Origin of the sequence: Streptomyces sp. Go-475, assembly GCF_003330845.1 — a bacterium.
Classification (GTDB): domain Bacteria; phylum Actinomycetota; class Actinomycetes; order Streptomycetales; family Streptomycetaceae; genus Streptomyces.
In genome coordinates this window covers 3647170-3663291 of sequence record NZ_CP026121.1, presented here as the reverse complement: position 1 = coordinate 3663291, position 16122 = coordinate 3647170, and the positions used below count along the sequence as shown (strand labels likewise).

17 protein-coding genes are annotated in these 16122 nt (G+C 71.5%); 4 read left to right on the top strand and 13 right to left on the bottom strand.

Annotated features, from left to right (window positions below; translation table 11 throughout):
• Positions 1–64: 64 nt before the first annotated feature.
• Together C1703_RS16740 and C1703_RS16735 are read right to left on the bottom strand one after the other, a co-directional pair.
• Complete coding sequence (locus C1703_RS16740) at positions 65–568, bottom strand: glutathione peroxidase (RefSeq protein ID WP_114253632.1); 504 nt, start codon at positions 566–568, stop codon at positions 65–67.
• Positions 569–577: 9 nt separating this feature from the next.
• Positions 578–1561: a winged helix-turn-helix domain-containing protein gene (locus tag C1703_RS16735; RefSeq protein WP_114253631.1), complete on the bottom strand. Its 984-nt coding sequence runs from the start codon at positions 1559–1561 to the stop codon at positions 578–580.
• Positions 1562–1632: 71 nt separating this feature from the next.
• On the opposite strand from C1703_RS16735, the gene C1703_RS16730 reads away from it, so the two are divergent.
• The gene (locus tag C1703_RS16730) at positions 1633–2820 is read left to right on the top strand and encodes an MFS transporter (RefSeq protein ID WP_114253630.1); all 1188 of its coding nucleotides are present in this window, start codon (positions 1633–1635) and stop codon (positions 2818–2820) included.
• 18 nt (positions 2821–2838) lie between these two features.
• On the opposite strand, the gene C1703_RS16725 is transcribed toward C1703_RS16730, so the two are convergent.
• The 10 genes from C1703_RS16725 to C1703_RS16680 all read right to left on the bottom strand — a co-directional run bounded on the left by C1703_RS16725 (position 2839) and on the right by C1703_RS16680 (position 11654).
• Positions 2839–3312: a MarR family transcriptional regulator gene (locus C1703_RS16725; RefSeq protein ID WP_114253629.1), complete on the bottom strand. Its 474-nt coding sequence runs from the start codon at positions 3310–3312 to the stop codon at positions 2839–2841.
• A gap of 33 nt (positions 3313–3345) precedes the next feature.
• Positions 3346–4029, bottom strand: coding sequence for a nucleotidyl transferase AbiEii/AbiGii toxin family protein (locus C1703_RS16720; protein WP_114253628.1), 684 nt, complete (start codon positions 4027–4029; stop codon positions 3346–3348).
• Between the two features lie 130 nt (positions 4030–4159).
• A complete protein-coding gene (locus C1703_RS16715; RefSeq protein WP_114253627.1) occupies positions 4160–4954 on the bottom strand; it encodes an SAM-dependent methyltransferase in 795 nt (264 codons plus the stop codon).
• A gap of 127 nt (positions 4955–5081) precedes the next feature.
• Entirely contained in the window at positions 5082–5504 is a 423-nt protein-coding gene (locus C1703_RS16710) for a hypothetical protein (protein ID WP_198678190.1), read from the bottom strand.
• A 180-nt stretch (positions 5505–5684) separates the two neighbouring features.
• A complete protein-coding gene (locus C1703_RS16705; protein WP_114253626.1) occupies positions 5685–6377 on the bottom strand; it encodes a polysaccharide deacetylase family protein in 693 nt (230 codons plus the stop codon).
• Positions 6378–6379: 2 nt separating this feature from the next.
• Positions 6380–7063, bottom strand: a complete 684-nt coding sequence (locus C1703_RS16700) for a glycoside hydrolase family 11 protein (RefSeq protein ID WP_114253625.1) — start codon at positions 7061–7063, stop codon at positions 6380–6382.
• Between the two features lie 280 nt (positions 7064–7343).
• Positions 7344–8261, bottom strand: coding sequence for a calcium-binding protein (locus C1703_RS16695; RefSeq protein WP_114253624.1), 918 nt, complete (start codon positions 8259–8261; stop codon positions 7344–7346).
• A gap of 97 nt (positions 8262–8358) precedes the next feature.
• The gene (locus C1703_RS16690; protein ID WP_114253623.1) at positions 8359–9285 is read right to left on the bottom strand and encodes an aminoglycoside phosphotransferase family protein; all 927 of its coding nucleotides are present in this window, start codon (positions 9283–9285) and stop codon (positions 8359–8361) included.
• A gap of 100 nt (positions 9286–9385) precedes the next feature.
• Positions 9386–9994 (bottom strand): dihydrofolate reductase family protein, encoded by a 609-nt coding sequence (locus tag C1703_RS16685; protein ID WP_114253622.1) that lies wholly within the window; start codon positions 9992–9994, stop codon positions 9386–9388.
• Between the two features lie 91 nt (positions 9995–10085).
• Complete coding sequence (locus C1703_RS16680) at positions 10086–11654, bottom strand: MDR family MFS transporter (RefSeq protein WP_114253621.1); 1569 nt, start codon at positions 11652–11654, stop codon at positions 10086–10088.
• A 267-nt stretch (positions 11655–11921) separates the two neighbouring features.
• On the opposite strand from C1703_RS16680, the gene C1703_RS16675 reads away from it, so the two are divergent.
• Together C1703_RS16675 and C1703_RS16670 are read left to right on the top strand one after the other, a co-directional pair.
• Complete coding sequence (locus C1703_RS16675; RefSeq protein WP_114253620.1) at positions 11922–12707, top strand: calcium-binding protein; 786 nt, start codon at positions 11922–11924, stop codon at positions 12705–12707.
• Between the two features lie 38 nt (positions 12708–12745).
• The gene (locus C1703_RS16670; protein WP_114253619.1) at positions 12746–13405 is read left to right on the top strand and encodes a LysE family translocator; all 660 of its coding nucleotides are present in this window, start codon (positions 12746–12748) and stop codon (positions 13403–13405) included.
• Positions 13406–13452: 47 nt separating this feature from the next.
• Here C1703_RS16670 and C1703_RS16665 read toward each other — a convergent pair whose 3' ends face one another.
• Entirely contained in the window at positions 13453–13725 is a 273-nt protein-coding gene (locus C1703_RS16665; protein WP_114253618.1) for an HPr family phosphocarrier protein, read from the bottom strand.
• A gap of 491 nt (positions 13726–14216) precedes the next feature.
• Between C1703_RS16665 and C1703_RS16660 the strand changes: the two genes are divergently transcribed.
• Entirely contained in the window at positions 14217–16121 is a 1905-nt protein-coding gene (locus C1703_RS16660; protein ID WP_114253617.1) for a beta-glucoside-specific PTS transporter subunit IIABC, read from the top strand.
• The last annotated feature ends 1 nt before the right edge of the window (position 16122 follow it).

The following is a 16122-nucleotide window of genomic DNA, read 5'->3' as shown; positions in this document are numbered from 1 at the left end:
CGGCTCTTCCACCCGATGACGAGGACGCTCGGCCCTGCCCCAGGGGCAAGGTCAAGCAGGGCCGTCAGCCGAGCTGGGCCTCTATCGCCGTCACGATCTCCGCCGACTCCGGCTCGGTCTGCGGGGAGAAGCGGGCGACGACCGTGCCGTCCTTGCCGATCAGGAACTTCTCGAAGTTCCAGCGGATGTCCCCGCTGTGCCCCTCGGCATCGGCGAAGCCGGTCAGGCGCTCGTACAGCGGGTGCCGGTTCCCGCCGTTGACCTCGACCTTCTCGGTCATCGGGAAGGTCACACCGTAGGTCGCGGAGCAGAACTCGGCGATCTCCTCGGCGCTGCCCGGCTCCTGGCCGAGGAACTGGTTGCAGGGCACCCCGAGCACGGTGAAGCCGCGCTCGGCGTACCGCTCGTGGAGCTTCTCCAGCCCGTTGTACTGCGGGGTCAGGCCGCACTTGGAGGCCACGTTCACCACGAGCACCGCCTTGCCCGCGTACTGGGACAGGTCGGCGGAACCGCCCTGAAGCGCACCGATCTCGACGTCGAGGGGAGAGGAACCGTTGGTAGTCGTCATGAGCGGATGCTAGCTCCGGCGGATGCCGGGCCGGTGCTGGGCCTCCACGAGCACCTGCCCCGCCGCCGTCCGCGCGTACAGCACCGACCTGCCCGCCCGGCGCCGCTGCACCAGCCCCGCGTCCAGCAGCACCCGCAGATGCCGCCCGACCGAGCCGAGGCCCTGGCCCGTCACGGCGACCAGCTGGGTCGTGCTGAGCGGGGAGTCGAGCAGCACGAGCACCGCGGCGCGCGCCGGACCGAGCAGCGCGCCCAGACTCGCGGGCGCCGCACGGGCGGCGGGGTCGGTGAGCGCGCCCGCGCACGGATAGACCAGGGCGTACCGGCCGGGCTCCTCCCAGGACACCCAGCCGCACTTCGGGGTGACCGGCACGAACAGCAGCTCGGCGCCCGAGATCTCACGCGGCGGATACTCGTGCAGGTTCACCTGCAGCCGGTTGCCGCCGAGCCACCGCGTGCGTCCCGGCCGCAGCGAGTCCACCACCGCCGCCCAGCCGCCCCGGCTCACCTGCGCGGTCCGAGCCACCACGTCGGCCTCCAGGACACGCCGGCGCCGCTCCCAGTCCGGGCGTACGGCCCGCGCCCAGACGTACTCCAGCAGCGCGGCCGCACGCTCCGGCAGGTCGTCGCGGTCCAGCACGGCGGGGAGGGGGCCGGCGAGGGAGACGGTCAGGTGGGCACGGGCCCGGCGGGGGTCGGCCGCGCGCACCCGGGCGACGCCGTCGGCGAAGGACTCGCCGTCCCTCGGGGCCGGGGTGAGGAAGTCGGCGATCCAGTCCTTGCCGAGCCCGGCCCGCACCAGCCGCGCGGTCACCGGGTCGGCGGCCAGCCGGGCCCGGTAGTCCGGCAGATGGGCGTCCAGCCACACGCGTTCACCGGGGTGGGCGGCGACGCCCGCGTGCAGCAGCTTCAGCGCGGCGAACGTCTCGGCGAGCGGGGAGAGACAGAAGCGACTCGCGGCGAGGGTATCGGCGTTGATCTGCCACCAGCCCATGCCCACCCCACCACCTTTCGCGCTGCCGCGAAACAATAACGAGGTGCCCGCGCTGCTCGCAGACTCGGCGCATGCGCAGCTACCGGCAGCTCTTCCGCACCCCGGAGTTCACCCCCCTCTTCCTCGCCTCCTCGGCCGGAGTCATGGCCCAGACGATCGGCGGACTGGCCCTGGGCGTCCTGGTGTTCCGGGCGACGGACTCACCGCTGCTGTCGGCGCTCAGCATGTTCGGGCAGTCGCTGACCCAGGTGCTCGGCGCGACGTTCCTGCTCTCGGGCGCCGACCGTCTGCCCCCGCGGTCCGCCCTGACCGGCATCTCCCTCGTCCTGGCCGCCGGCACGGCCGTACTCGCCCTGCCCGCGCTGCCCGTCTGGGCCGTCTTCGCCGTCCTCCTCGGCCAGGGCCTGGCCGCCTCGCTCGGCGGGGGAGTGCGCTGGGGGCTGGTGAACGAGATCCTCTCCGACGACGGCTACCTGCTGGGGCGTTCGGTCTTCAACATGATGTCCGGGGTCGTGCAGATCCTCGGATACGCCACCGGAGGCGTCCTGGTGGCGGTCCTCTCCCCACGCGTGTCCCTGCTGCTGGCGGCGGCGCTGTACGGCGTCGCGGCGGTCGCGATCCGCCTGCGCCTGACCCCGCGCCCGCCCCGCGCGACGGGCCGCCCCTCGGTGTCGGCGACCTGGCGCGCCAACGCGCTGCTCTGGTCGTCCCCACCCCGCCGCCAGGTCTATCTGGCCCTCTGGATCCCCAACGGCCTGGTCGTCGGCTGCGAATCCCTCTTCGTCCCCTACGCCCCAGAGTCCGCCGGCACCCTGTTCGCCTGCGCCGCGCTGGGCATGCTGGCCGGGGACGTGCTGGTGGGCCGTCTGCTCCCGCCGCGGCTGCGCCCCCGCCTGGGTTTGCCGCTGCTGCTGCTCCTGGCCGTCCCGTACGTGCCGTTCCTGCTGCGTCCGCCGCTGCCGCTCGCGGTGGCCGCCGTCACGCTGGCGTCCGTCGGCTTCGGCGCGAGCCTCGTGCAGCAGGAGCGGCTGGTGGCCCTGACCCCCGACGACCTGACCGGCCACGCCCTGGGGCTGCACTCGTCGGGCATGCTCACCATGCAGGGCGTCGCGGCGGCGCTCGCGGGATCGGTGGCCCAACTGACCTCCCCGGCCCTGGCGATGACGGCGATGGCGGTGGCGTCGGCCGCGGTGACACTGTCCCTGATGGCGGCGGGACGACGGGAGCAGCACGCGACGACACCGGTGCCCGGGCGGTGAACGCCCCCCGGGATCCCGCTACTTGCTGTTGGAGACCGTCCCGGTCTCCACGAACACCTCGGGCACCTCGTTGTCGACCACGACCCGCGACAGCAGCGCGGCCAGCCGGTCCCGCTCGGCGCCGCTGAGCCCGGACGGCAGCGCCCGAATCCGGCGGCAGGTCTCGGCGTAGAACTCCTCGGCGAGCGCGGCCCCTTCCTCCGTCAGCCCCACCCGCACGGCCCGCCCGTCCCGGGGATCGGCCTCCCGCCGGACCAGCCCCCGCCGCACCGTCCGGTCCACCAGCCCGGTCAGACTCGACTTCGCCAGCCCCAGCGTCTCGCCGAGCTCACCCATCCCGTACGGCTGCGGCAGCAGCACACAGAGCAGCTGGCCCTGCTGCGGCGTCAGCCCGTACGACCGGCTGGCCTCCGCGTACACCCCGTCCACCAGGAACGCCGCCCGTACCAGCGCGGCCACGACTCCCACCTGCCCGCCTGCCCCTTTCCCCATCCGGTCAGGGTACCGACCGGTAAGTCCCGCGGGTCACTCCTCGTCGGGAGCCTCGCCCTCGATGAGCCGCTCCGCGATGTCGTCGGCCCACTCCTGCGCCCAGCGGCGGAGCCCCGCGACGGCCCCGACATCGAGGCCCTGGGCGGTGAACGCGCTGTCGTCGAGCCAGTCCGTGCCGGTCAGCCGGGCCTGGAGATCGGTGAGGTCGAAGGTGTCGGGGGCGTGCCGGCGGCCCAGCTCCTCCAGTTCGGGGTGGCTCCAGCGGGCCGAGGCGGCGTGTACGTCGACCAGGTCGCGGGTGAGTCCCCGGTCGGCCAGGTCCCGCACCCGGGTGCCGACGAGGTCCTCGAGGGACAGGGCCGGCCCGAGCTCCGTGAGCACGGGCGGGCGCCACAGCACCTCCTTGCGCAGGCCGACCTCGAACTCCTCACCGCTCGCCGCGTCGGTGACGAGGAACTGGGCGGCCAGCGGGCCGGTCTCCAGGGTCCGCACCAGCCAGCCGCGTGCCACCAGCCCGGTCCGGACCGTGTCGGCGATGGCGTCCATCCCGGCGGGGTGCTCGGTGGCGACATCCACGTCCCGCCCGGCCCGCGCCACGAGGCCGTGGGCCAGCACCGCGTACCCGCCGGCGAGAACGAGGGAGTGGGCCTCACCCACCGCGACCAGATCCCCGAGCAGCCGGCTGATCGGCTGGGGGACGGGGGATGGGTCGGGCATGTCCTGATTATCGCGTGGGGGGCGGTGGGGGCCGGGGTGACGGACCCGGACGGGTGAAGGGGCCTGGCTTGTCCTGGGGGCGCGGGGAACTGCGCGACCAGCCCCCACGGCGCCGCACCGACCCACGGACCTACGGCTTGCGTCCGACACCGCAGTACGCGTCCACCGCACTGGCATCGGCGTCCTCCGAGTCCGGCCGCCACTCCGGCACCCGCACGATCCCCGGCTCGACCAGCTCCAGCCCCTCGAAGAACCCCGCGACCTCAGCGACCGGCCGCACGTAGTACGGCACGGCCCCACTCGCGTTATAGGCCTCGGACGCGGCGATCATGCCCTCACTCGTCGCCGTGCTGTCGCTGATCACCAGATGGCTCCCGGCCGGCAGCCCGGCCATCAGCCGCCGCACCAGCTCCCGCGCCCGCTCGTACTCGGCGACGTGCCCCAGCGTGTTGAGGATCATCAGCCCCACCGGCCGCGAGAGGTCGAGCGTGCCCGCCGCGGCCTCCAGGACGGCCTCGGGGTCGTAGAGGTCGGCGTCCAGGTACGCCGTCCTGCCCTCGGGCGTACTCGTGAGGAGCGCGTTGGCGTGGGCCAGGACGATGGGGTCGTTGTCGACGTAGACGATCCGGGCGTCCGGGGCCACGCGCTGGGCGACCTCGTGCGTGTTGTCGGCGGTCGGCAGCCCGGTGCCCACGTCCAGGAACTGCCGCACGCCCTGCTCCCCGGCCAGGTACCGGACCGCGCGCCCCAGGAACCGGCGGCTCGTGACCGCCACGTCGACCAGGCCCGGGAAGATCGACTTGATCTGGTCGCCGATCTCGCGGTCGACCTCGTAGTTGTCCTTGCCGCCGACGAAGTAGTTCCAGAAGCGGGCCGAGTGCGGCTTGGAGGTGTCGATACGGGCGCGCAGGCTGTCGTCGGGCACGGCAGGGCCTCCTGGGGGGTGGGAAAGGACACCGGTCCACCAACCTAGGTGAACCTCCCCCGGGGATACGGACGTTGCCGCCCCTGCCGTCGACCCGTCGGGGATTTTCGGCCAAGCAGCCCGGCCGTCACACCCCCCGGGAGGCGAACCCGCCCAGCTCCCCGCCGCCGGCCCGGCCGCCGTCCCCGCTCCGGTCGGTCACCAGCCACACGCCCCACGCCAGGGCCCACAGCGACAGCCCGGCGACGAACGGCGTACCGAAGATGATCAACAGCCCGGCCCCGATGTTGGCGCCGACACCCCCCGCGGTGAGGATCCGCCAGCCCACCCCGGTCATCAGCCCGACGACCACCAGCGGCCCGATCACCCCCCACCAGCGCGGATCCAGCGCCCCGCGCCGGGCACCCCGCACGAGCACGGTCGCGCCCAGCCCCGCCAGCACCAGCGCGAGCCCGCCGAGCACCGCGGCGACGCCGTCCCCGATGTCCCACGGCTGGAAGGCGTAGTCGAGCTCACTCGCCGGCAGCCCCTCGTGGTTCTGCTGCCCCATCAGTCCCCAAGCGGCAACGGGCACACCACCGACGAGCGCGGCCCCGGCCGAGAGCAATCCCCAGTTCCTCATACCACCAGGATCCCGGCCCGGGAGGGGACCGTCATGAGCACACGTACTCAGGTACGAAGGCCGGCGGGGGCGGCCGGGGATGTGCTGCGAGGTTCCGGGGTCGTCGGGTCAGCCGGGGGACACCGCGCGTCCCGTCTGGGGGGAGATCGTGCCCGGGCAGAGGCCTCGGGAGGCCAGGTTCTGGGCGATGCGGGGGATCGCGGCGAGGGTGTTGGCGGACCAGTCGTGCATGAGGATGACCTGGCCGTTGGTGAGGCGGGCGGCCGACTGCGCGATCGCGTCCGTGCTCGCGCCGTTCCAGTCCTGGGAGTCCACGTGCCAGATGATCTCGGTCAGGCCGTGGCGGGCCGCGACCGACCGCACCGTCGAGTTCGTCTCGCCGTACGGCGGGCGGAACAGTTTCGGGGTGCCGCCTCCCGCGCCGGCGATGGCCTGCTGGGTGCGGGAGATCTCGGAGTCGATCTGCGCCTGGCCCAGCCGGGTCAGGTGCGGGTGCGTGTAGCTGTGGTTGCCGACCCACATGCCGGCCGCCACCTGGGCCCGGACCAGCGCCGGGTTGGCGGCGGCGTACTGGCCCTGGTTGAACATCGTGGCCCGCAGCCCGTTCCGCCGGAGCGCGTCGAGCAGTCTCGTCGTGTTGCCGGACGGCCCGTCGTCGAAGGTGAGCCCGACGTACCCGGTGCAGGCCGCCGCCCGCGCCGCGCCGGCGGGGGCCGCGGCGGTGAGGGTGGCGGCGGCGGCCGTCGCGAGGACCGTCAGCGCCGTGAGCAGTGCGCGCGGGGAAGGTGCGCCGGTGCTCATCGTCACGGTCCCGTGTGCACGGTGATGTTGGAGCTGCCGCTGCTCCGGTAACCCTCGGTCGCCATGATCATGTAGTACTTGAAGCTGCCCATGGGCATGCCGGCGCGGGCCCACGCGTCGAAGTGGTTGCCGGTGGTGATGGTGCCGCCCGTCCGCTTCGACTGCCGGACGCTCCAGTACTGGTCGAAGGTGCGCGTGCCCTCCACGGACGGGGCGTTGTACCGCGTCGTCTTGTAGATGTCGTACGTGCCGCCGTCGCTGGTGACGGTCCCCTTGTACGTGCCCGTGGGCCGGTACGTGCCCCAGTTGTCGACGATGTAGTACTCGACGAGCGGGTTCGCCGTCCAGCCGTAGAGGGTCAGATAGGCGTTGCCGGACGGGTTGAACGTGCCCGAGTAGCTCACCGTGCGGCGGGCGCCGGTGCTCCAGCCCTTGCCGGCGACGAAGTTGCCGGTGTTCCGCCAGGAGGTGCTGTAACTGCCGGCCCCGGACAGGGTCATGGACACCGTGCCCGGTGCGTCCGTCCAGAACGAGTAGTAGTACCCGTTGTGGGTGCCGGTCTGGTTCCGGTTGACGACCGTGTCGGCGTGGGCGGTGCCCGGCAGCGCGATGGCCGCCGCCGCGACCAGCAGCAGGGTGCAGACACCGCTGAGGAACAGCCGCAGCCTGCCTGATGACTTCTTCATGGGGGTGCTTCCTCCTCGTCCTCGTGGGGGTGGGTGACGGGGGAGCTCTGTCATCGGGAGTGTTGGCCTGGCCCTGTCAACTGTCAATAGTTTCGGCGAGTGTTGCGAAATGTTCGTGGCGACTCGTGTCCCGGGTTCTGGCAATTGCCGCTGCTCAGGCGGTACTTGGAGCGGGCGGGTGTCGTGTGTGCGGGAAGTGCCCTGCCCTTCCGGCTCGGAGGGCAGGGTTCCGGTCTTCGAATGTTTCGGATGGCTTCCGGATCAAAGAGGAGTGTTGTGGTCAGTCCTGGCGGACGACGTTCCTGCCGGGCCCGCCGGAGAGCGTGTCCGTGCCCCGGCCGCCGTACAGTTCGTCGTTCCCGCTGTTCCCGTACATCGTGTCGTCGCCGTCCTCCCCGTGGAGGATGTCGTGGCCCCTCCCGCCGTAGAGGAAGTCGTTGCCGGCACCGCCGCGGATCAGGTCGTCGCCGTCGTCGCCGGACAGGTGCTGCCGGCCGGCCCCGCCGAGGAGCGTGTCCCCGCCCGCGCCGCCGTCGGCGTGGCTGTCCTCGCCCGAGGAGCGGATCGTGTCGTCGCCGTCGCCGCCCTTCGCGAGGGACCCGGCGCCGCCGCGGAGGGTGTCGTCGCCGGCGTCCCCCCACACCACGGTGACCTCGCCGACCGTGAGGTGGTCGTCGCCCGCGCCGCCGGAGACGCCGTTGCCGCTGACGTCGCCGGTCTCGGTGTACGCGTCCCGGCCGGCGCCGAGATCGAGGGAGGCGAAGTAGTACGCCTGGTCGGTGGCGTTGGCGTAGGCGACGACATCGTCGCCGTCGCCGAGGGACATCCTCAGGGCGGGGTACGGGTCCTGGCTCTCCAGGGTGCCGACCGTGCAGGCGACCTTGGTCCGGTCCGTGGCGCTGGGGTACGCGCAGTCGGTGCCCGCGCCGATCGGGACCGAGTCGTCGATCAGGTAGGTGATCCGCGAGGAGTCGTCGTTGATCGTCGCGGTGACGGTCACGTCGTTGGTCTGCCCGGGGGCGGCGGTGTAGACGATCGCCCGCCCGTCGGACGCGACGGCTGCGGTGGCTGGTGCGGCGGGCGTCGCCGCGGCGGCGGTGCCGCCCAGGAGGAGCGAGGACGCCATGCCCGCGCCGAGCAGCAGCGTCAGCGCCGACGAGAGCCGTAAGGAACGACGGCCGGTCCGGGAAGAGGACATTGCAAAACCTCCGTGAAAGGGAATGGTTCTCGCAATGTGGTGTGACGGCGGGGAATTGGGTTTGGTTGTGTGGTGGGATCTCTCCATTTCCAATGGTTCATTGCCCGTCAGCCCCGATTAACCGCCAATTCACGGCCAGGACCTCGTCGATGACCCGGCGATGGACGGCCGCCTCCTCGGCATCCGTGTCGATGTCCCGCGCCAGGCAGATCAGGGCCTTCCACAGCGCCCACCCGCGCGCCCGTGCCCAGGCAGAGCTGTCCTGGTCCACGGCACGGCGGAACGCCTCGCGGCTGTCGCCGGTGAACATCGTCCAGGCGATCACCAGATCGCAGGCCGGATCCCCGACACCGGAGGTGCCGAAGTCGATGACGGCGGCCAGCTCGCCGTCCCTGACCAGCAGGTTGTTGGCGGCGACGTCGCCGTGGAACCAGACCGGCCGCCCCCGCCAGGTCGCCCGCAGCGCCGCGTCCCACACCGCGGCGGCCCGGTCGGTGTCGACGCGTCCGGCGAGCGCCGCCAGGGCGCGGCGCGTCTCGTCGTCGTAGTGGGCCGGCGGCGCGCCCCGGTAGAAGCTGTGCGCCCCGGCCGGCGGCCCGCCCGTGGGGTCGACGGCCCACAGGGCGCGGAGGAACCCGGCCACCGACTCCGCGAACCGCGGCAGGTCGGCGATGCGTTCGGGACGGGCCACCTCACCGTCCAGCCAGCCGCGGACCGACCAGTCGTAGGGATAGCCTTCCCCGGGCCGGCCGCGCGCCACGATCGGCGGAACAGGGACCGGCAGCGACGGCGCGAGCACCGGCAGCCAGCGGTTTTCCTTGGCGACGGCGGGGGCGTAGTGCTCGGCGGTGGGCAGCCGCACGGTCATCGTCTCGCCGAGCCGGTAGGTCCGGTTGTCCCAGCCGTCGACCTCGACCGGTGTCACGCTCAGACGGCTCCACTGCGGGAACTGCGCGGCGATCAGCCGCCTCACCAACGCCGCGTCGATACCCGCACGGCCGTCGGCGGGAGAACTCGTGGTCATACCGGAAGGGTGTCCACCGCCCTCCGGCCCGGGCAACGGAATTTCCCGCGCGCGGAGCGGAGTTGTCGCGTCCGTCGTCGTACTTCCCCCCGCGTGCGGCTCAGGACAGCACGCGGTAGCGCACGTGGGTGACCTGCCTCGCCGACCGCGACGCCACCTGCTCCAGGTCCAGCGGGGGCACGCCGTCGAACAACCGCGTGCCGGCGCCGAGCGTGAGCGGCACGATGTGCAGCCGCAGCTCGTCGACCAGACCGGCGGCGAGGTACTGGTTGACGGTGGTCGCGCCGCCGAGGACCAGGACATCGCCGCCACCGGCCGCCGCACGCGCCCGCTCCAGCGCCGACGCGATCCCGTCGGTGACGAAGTGGTACGTCGTGCCGCCGTCCATCGGCTCCGGCTCACGCGGGTGATGGGTCAGTACGAACACCGGCGCGTGGAACGGCGGATCGCCGCCCCACCAGCCGTTCCACCGCCGGTCCCAGGCACCCCGCACCGGGCCGAACATGTTCCGCCCCATGACGAAGGCCCCGGCGGCGGTCATCGCCTCGACCTCGGCCCGGTTCTCGTCGGGAGTCTCGAACATCCAGGCGTGCAGCCTGTTCCCGGTCCCGTCTCCGCCGTCGGCACCGAACGGCCGTTCCTCGCTCTGGCCGACCCCCGCCGCATAGCCGTCGACCGAGACGGTGATGTCACAGATGACCCTGCCCATGGCTCTCCTCCTGGCGACGAGGAATCTTCCAGGTGTTCCGGCGCGTACGTCTCGCCCGGCGTGGGCGTCCCGCGCGGGACGCCCACGCCCGTCAGATCTCGTCGGCGGTGACGGGCTCGCCCCGGCCGGGGCGTCCGTCGCCAGGCACGTCCGTGTCGGCGGTGGCGGGCTCCCCGTGGCCGGGGCGTCCGTCGGCGGGCACGTCCGTGTCGGCGCCGTCGTGCTCCTGGGCGCCGGCGTCCGCGATGCGGTGCGGCAGCTTCGCCGCGACGGCGATCGTCAGCAGGGCGAGGGCGGCCGCGACGCCGAACGCCAGCTTCATCCCGCCCACCTGCGCGGGCGCTGCGGCGATGCCGTCGGCTACCAGGTGGCTGGTGCGCGCGGACATCACGGTCACCACCAGCGCGGTTCCGAACGCCGCGGCGACCTGCTGCAGCGTCCCGAGCATCGAGCTGCCGTGCGAGTACAGGTGCGGGGGCAGCGCGCCCATGCCGAGTGTGAAGACCGGGGTGAACGTCGCCGCCAGGCTGACCATCAGCAGCGCGTGCAGCCCCAGCACCTGCCAGTACGGCATCGTCATCGAGACCTGGGTGAACCCGCCGAGGGCGAGCACCATGCCGACCGAGCCGGGCAGCACCAGCGGACGACTGCCGAACTTGTCGAACACCTTCCCGACGGTCGGGCCCAGCAGGCCCATGACCAGACCGCCCGGCATGAGCAGCAGGCCGGTCTCCAGCGGGCTGAGCCCGCGCAGGTTCTGCAGGTACAGCGGGAGCAGGATCATCGACCCGAGCATCGCCAGGAACCCGATGGACATCAGGGCCAGGGACAGGGCGTAGGTGCGGTGCCCGAGGGTGCGCAGGTCCATCAGCGGCACATCGGTGCGCTGCAGCTTGAGCTGGCGGACGACGAACACCGCGATGGCCGCGGCCCCGGCGACGGCGATGCCGATGGCCGAGGCGACACTGCCGTCGGTGTCCCCGAAGAGGCTCAGGCCGTACACCAGCCCGCCGAAGCCGAGCGCCGCCACGCCGACGCTGAACCAGTCGATGGAGCTCACCTGCGGCTCGCCTATGTTCTCCACCTTGCGCAGCCCGAACACGGTCACCAGAGCCGCGATCGGCAGGACGACCACGAACAGCAGCCGCCAGGACCCGACCTGGAGGATCAGTCCGGACACGGCGGGACCGAGCGCCGGCGCCACCGAGATCGCCAGGGTGACGTTGCCCATCACCCGGCCGCGGTCGTGCTCGGGCACCACGATCATCAACGTGGTCATCAGCAGCGGCATCATCACGGCCGTGCCCGCGGCCTGCACGATCCGGCCCAGCAGCAGCACCTCGAAGGTCGGCGCGACGGCCGACAGGGCGGTACCCGCGAGGAACACGCCCATGGCGATGGCGTAGGCCTGGCGGGTGGTGACCCGCTGCAGGAACCAGCCGGTGACCGGGATGACGGCGGCCATGGTCAGCATGAAGGCGGTGGACACCCACTGCGCCGACTGCTCGGTGATGTGCAACGACTCCATCAGCCGCGGGATCGCGTTGATCATGATGGTCTCGTTGAGGATCACCACGAACGTGGCCAGCACCAGCAGCCGCACCACCATCGGTGTGCGGCCCGCCCGCACGGCCGGCCGTTCTCGCATCACAGCTGACATGACAGCTCCTCGCTGGGGTTCCTGATCACAGTCGCCTCGCAGCCGAGGGTCGCCGGCCGGAAGTGGATCGATGGATCAATGGATCGATGACACCGATGAAGACCGGCACACCCGGCAGAACTCATCGGTCAGCCCTCGAGTCTTCCGCAACGGCGCACGGATCTGCCACGAGTTTTCGGGGGAGGCGTCGAAACAACGCGGTGGTGAACCCTTGGCCAACGGATTACTCTCCCTCCGACCACTCGAAAACTTCATGGGGGGACACGCATGCGCGCGACCACGCGCCTTGCCCTGCTCGGCACCGGCGTCGCACTGGTGGCCACCGCCCTCGGCGGCACCGCCGCCCAGGCGGAAGACGGCGGCTCGGGCGACATCACGATCGACAAGGTCGTCGTCAACGGCGGCAAACCGGTCGTCGTCGGCACCACCAAGGCGGTGACCGCCAAGGTCTCGGTGACCGCGTCGGACGACTCGGGCATCAAGGAGACCACGTACATCAGCGCCTCCGGCCCCAAGCCGAACTACGCGCAGATCTGGTACGAGGACGGCGAGATCACGTGCGTCGAGGTGAGCGCCACCACGTCGACCTGCACGGGCACGCTGACCTTCGACCCGCAGGCGGCGACCGGCTTCGTCGACAACAAGGCGGCGGCCACCTGGAACCTCAGGACGCTGGTCTCCGCCCATGACTACGACTACATCCACCGGGACGCGGCCACCACGTTCAAGGTGCAGCGCCACTCGAAGCTGACGGTCGACGCCTCGCCGGAGCCGGTGAAGAAGGGCAAGACCATCACGGTCACCGGCAAGCTCTCCCGGGCCAACTGGGAGGACAACCTGTACCACGGCTACGCGAACCAGCCGGTGAAGCTGCAGTTCCGCAAGAAGGGCAGCAACACCTACACCACGGTGAAGACGATCAAGTCCAACTCGACGGGCAACCTCAAGACGACCGTCACCGCCTCCACCGACGGCTACTTCCGCTACAGCTTCGCGGGCACGGCGACGACTCCGGCGGTCAACGCGACCGGCGACTTCGTCGACGTCCGCTAGCGGTTGAGCGGCCTGGGAGCCGCTGGCACGATCAACTCATGGACATCCTCGCGTTGTTACCCGCGTTCGCGGTCGCCGTGCTGCTCATCTCGGCGTCACCGGGGCCGGCGATGCTCCTGGTCTTCCGCCAGGCGGCGTTCCGCGGCCCGCGGGCGGCAGTACCCACCGTCCTGGGGCTCGAAGCGGGCCTGTACCTGTGGGCCCTGGCCGCCGGTGCCGGTCTGGCCGCCCTCGTGGCGGCCTCCGAGGTGGCGTTCGTCGTGCTGCGTGTGGTCGGCGCGGTGTTCCTCGTCTGTCTCGGCGTCAAGGCATGGCGCACGGCCTGGCGTAGCCGCACCGGCGCCGAGGCCGCACCGGCGGACACGGACGCGTCGATCACGCCGCCCGTCAGCCGAGGGGGATGGTGGGCGGCCTTCGGTGAGGGAACCGTGGTGATGCTGGCCAACCCCAAGGCCGCCTTCTTCATGATCGCGTTCTATCCGCAGTTCGTTCCGGCGAACCGCCCCCTGTTCGCCACCACCGCGCTGCTGGCCGCGGTGCAGGTGCTCATCGAGACGGCGTTCTACCTCGGCCTGGCCGCCGTCGCGGGCCGCGCCGGAGCCTGGTTCCGCCGGCCCAGGATCCGACGCCGCGTCGACGCGGTCAGCGGAGGCGTACTCGTAGCCCTGGGCCTGCGCCTGGCCACGACCACACGCTGAACGCCCCACGGGCCACGCTGACCGCCACCGTCCGTGGGCGTAGGGGGTCATCCCTGTGCGTCGAGGTCCGTGGCGAGAAGGGCTGCCAGCTGGTCGAGTGCGGGGCCGGCTGTCTCGTCGTCGGAGGTGAGAATGACCTTCTCGCCCTCCTTGAGGCCCAGACTCAGCACCATGAGCGTGCTGCTCGCCGGTACCGGGTTGCCGTCGGGTCTGCGAATGGTGATGCGATGGCTCGTCGCCGCGGCCTCCCGGGCGAGGGCGGCCGCAGGGCGGGCGTGCAGTCCCCGCGAGCATTGGACGGTCGCGTAGCGTTCCGGCATTTCCACTCCTTGGGTTCCATTGCGTATGCGCCGTCATTTCACGGAGTCGGAAAAGGGAAGAGGTCCGTCAATGCCGGACCGGTCGACGCATAAAAAAAGACCCGGGAGCGGTCGCCTCAAGGCAACTCGTCCCAGGTCTTGCCCGGCTCACGCCGGTCACAATCCGTGTCGCGCACGCTAGCCGCGTATCCGCCCAGGCGTCAATGAGACGACCGCCACACCCTATGGATCACCCGGCGGAAAAATGTGATGCCCAGCGTCTGGACAGTCGTGAAAGACGGCGTCTACTGTCTCGCCCCAAGACACCCCAAGGGCGTCTTACCAAAGCTGGGATTGTTACTGGACCACAGGCAAAACCCAAGCTGAGACCCGCCGCTTTCCAAGCGGCTCGCAGGGTCACGGCTTGGGTTTTTTTGTTGCCGAAGATCGGCACGACGGTCGGCACGACGGTCGGCACGCGGTTCCAGGACAGCGGGGCTCGAGGAGGAGCCGTGACAACCACAAGCACGTACGAATCGATCGCCGAAGAGGTCCTGCGGGGCGTCGGCGGCAAGGGCAACGTCAGATCCCTCGCCCACTGCGCGACCAGGTTGCGTTTCGTTCTCGTCGACCCGTCCAGGGCCGACAAGGCCGCCGTGGAATCCACCAGCGGTGTCATCACCGTCGTCGAGGCGGGCGGCCAGTTCCAGGTCGTCATCGGGAACACCGTCGGCCACGTCTACGACGCGGTCGTCGCCCAGGGCGTGGACGGGACGGGCGGCGGCTCCACCGGCGGTCCGCTCTCCCGCGTGATCGACCTCGTCACCAGCATCTTCATCCCGTTCCTGTGGACCCTGGCGGCGGCCGGGCTGCTCAAGGCGCTCCTCACGGTCGCGGTGAAGATCAGCCCCGGCTTCGGCGCCACGTCGACGTACGCCATCTGGTTCGCCGCTGCCGACGCCGTCTTCCAGTTCCTGCCGATCCTGCTGGCCGTCACCGCCGCCAAGCGTTTCAAGGCGAACCAGTTCACGGCGATCGTCATCGCCTGCGCCCTCGTCTACTCCGCCACCATCGCCGTCATGCCCGGCGCGCACGGCGCCAGCGTGACGCTGCAGGCGTTCGCCCAGGGCGGGGGCAAGCTGACCTTCCTCGGCATCCCGGTCGTCATGGCCAACTACCTGTCCGCCGTCGTCCCGACCATCCTGGCGGTGTACGTCCAGTCGCACGTGGAGCGCCTGGCGGAGCGCGTGCTGCCCGCCATGGTGCGCAACTTCGGAACCCCCCTGGTCACGCTCGCGCTCGTCGTGCCGGCCTCCTTCCTCGCCATCGGGCCGGTCTCGACCTGGATCGGCGACACGCTCGCGTCCGGTGTCGACCAGCTGTGGGGGCTGTCCCCCTGGGCGGCGGGCACCCTGCTCGGCGGTCTGTGGCAGGTCCTCGTCGTCTTCGGCCTCCACTGGGCCTTCATCCCGATCGCGTTCCAGCAACTGGCGACCACGGGCCACACCGATCTGGCAGGGGCGCTGTTCGCACCGGTGCTCGCCCAGGCCGCGGCCACGTTCGCGGTGTTCCTGCGGACCCGCGACCGCGACCTGAAGGCGGTGGCCGGACCGGCCGCCCTGTCGGGCTTCCTCGCGGGCGTCACCGAGCCCGCGGTCTACGGCGTCACGCTGCGGCTCAAGCGTCCGTTCGTCTTCGCCTGCGTGGGCGGCGCGGTCGGCGGCGGCATCGCGACGGCGGGCGGCTCGGCGGCGACGAGCTTCGTCCTGCCCGGCGCCATCACGGTGACCTCCACCCTGAACGTCGGCAGCTTCGCCCTCCAGCTCCTCGGCTGTGGGATCGGCATGGTCATCGCCTTCGCGCTGACCCTCGTCGTCGGATTCAAGGACCTGCCCGCGGCGAGCGGGAGCCCCTCGGACGCGGCTTCCCACGGCAAGGCGTCCCAGGGCGGGACGGCGTCCCAGGACGGGATCGCGACACTCGTGGCACCCGTCGCGGGGAAGGTCGTCCCGCTCGCCGAGGTCGCCGACCAGGTGTTCGCCTCCGGCGCGATGGGCTCCGGCCTGGCGGTGATTCCCAGCGAGGGCAAGGTGTACGCGCCGTTGAGCGGCACCCTCGTCAGCGTCATGCCGCACGCGTTCGGCATCCGCAGCGACTCGGGCGTCGAGGTGCTCGTGCACATCGGCCTGAACACCGTGGAGTTGCAGGGCAGGGGCTTCACCCCCGCCGTCGCCCAGGGGCAGCGCGTGAACGCCGGCGATCCGCTGACCGACGTCGACCTCCAGGTGATCACGGACGCGGGCTACGACCCGATCACCGTCCTGATCGTGACCGACCCGGGCGCCCACACCGCCGTCGTGCCCACGGCCACCGGCGACGTACAGCCCCGCCGCGCCGCACTCGACCTCGTCGGCTGAG

Bases quoted from the DNA above. Each gene is read 5' to 3' on its own strand.
- C1703_RS16740 (WP_114253632.1), bottom strand. From the start codon at position 568: ATGACGACTACCAACGGTTCCTCTCCCCTCGACGTCGAGATCGGTGCG.
- C1703_RS16735 (WP_114253631.1), bottom strand. From the start codon at position 1,561: ATGGGCTGGTGGCAGATCAACGCCGATACCCTCGCCGCGAGTCGCTTC.
- C1703_RS16730 (WP_114253630.1), top strand. From the start codon at position 1,633: ATGCGCAGCTACCGGCAGCTCTTCCGCACCCCGGAGTTCACCCCCCTC.
- C1703_RS16725 (WP_114253629.1), bottom strand. From the start codon at position 3,312: ATGGGGAAAGGGGCAGGCGGGCAGGTGGGAGTCGTGGCCGCGCTGGTA.
- C1703_RS16720 (WP_114253628.1), bottom strand. From the start codon at position 4,029: ATGCCCGACCCATCCCCCGTCCCCCAGCCGATCAGCCGGCTGCTCGGG.
- C1703_RS16710 (WP_198678190.1), bottom strand. From the start codon at position 5,504: ATGGGGCAGCAGAACCACGAGGGGCTGCCGGCGAGTGAGCTCGACTAC.
- C1703_RS16705 (WP_114253626.1), bottom strand. From the start codon at position 6,377: ATGAGCACCGGCGCACCTTCCCCGCGCGCACTGCTCACGGCGCTGACG.
- C1703_RS16700 (WP_114253625.1), bottom strand. From the start codon at position 7,063: ATGAAGAAGTCATCAGGCAGGCTGCGGCTGTTCCTCAGCGGTGTCTGC.
- C1703_RS16695 (WP_114253624.1), bottom strand. From the start codon at position 8,261: ATGTCCTCTTCCCGGACCGGCCGTCGTTCCTTACGGCTCTCGTCGGCG.
- C1703_RS16690 (WP_114253623.1), bottom strand. From the start codon at position 9,285: ATGACCACGAGTTCTCCCGCCGACGGCCGTGCGGGTATCGACGCGGCG.
- C1703_RS16685 (WP_114253622.1), bottom strand. From the start codon at position 9,994: ATGGGCAGGGTCATCTGTGACATCACCGTCTCGGTCGACGGCTATGCG.
- C1703_RS16680 (WP_114253621.1), bottom strand. From the start codon at position 11,654: ATGTCAGCTGTGATGCGAGAACGGCCGGCCGTGCGGGCGGGCCGCACA.
- C1703_RS16675 (WP_114253620.1), top strand. From the start codon at position 11,922: ATGCGCGCGACCACGCGCCTTGCCCTGCTCGGCACCGGCGTCGCACTG.
- C1703_RS16670 (WP_114253619.1), top strand. From the start codon at position 12,746: ATGGACATCCTCGCGTTGTTACCCGCGTTCGCGGTCGCCGTGCTGCTC.
- C1703_RS16665 (WP_114253618.1), bottom strand. From the start codon at position 13,725: ATGCCGGAACGCTACGCGACCGTCCAATGCTCGCGGGGACTGCACGCC.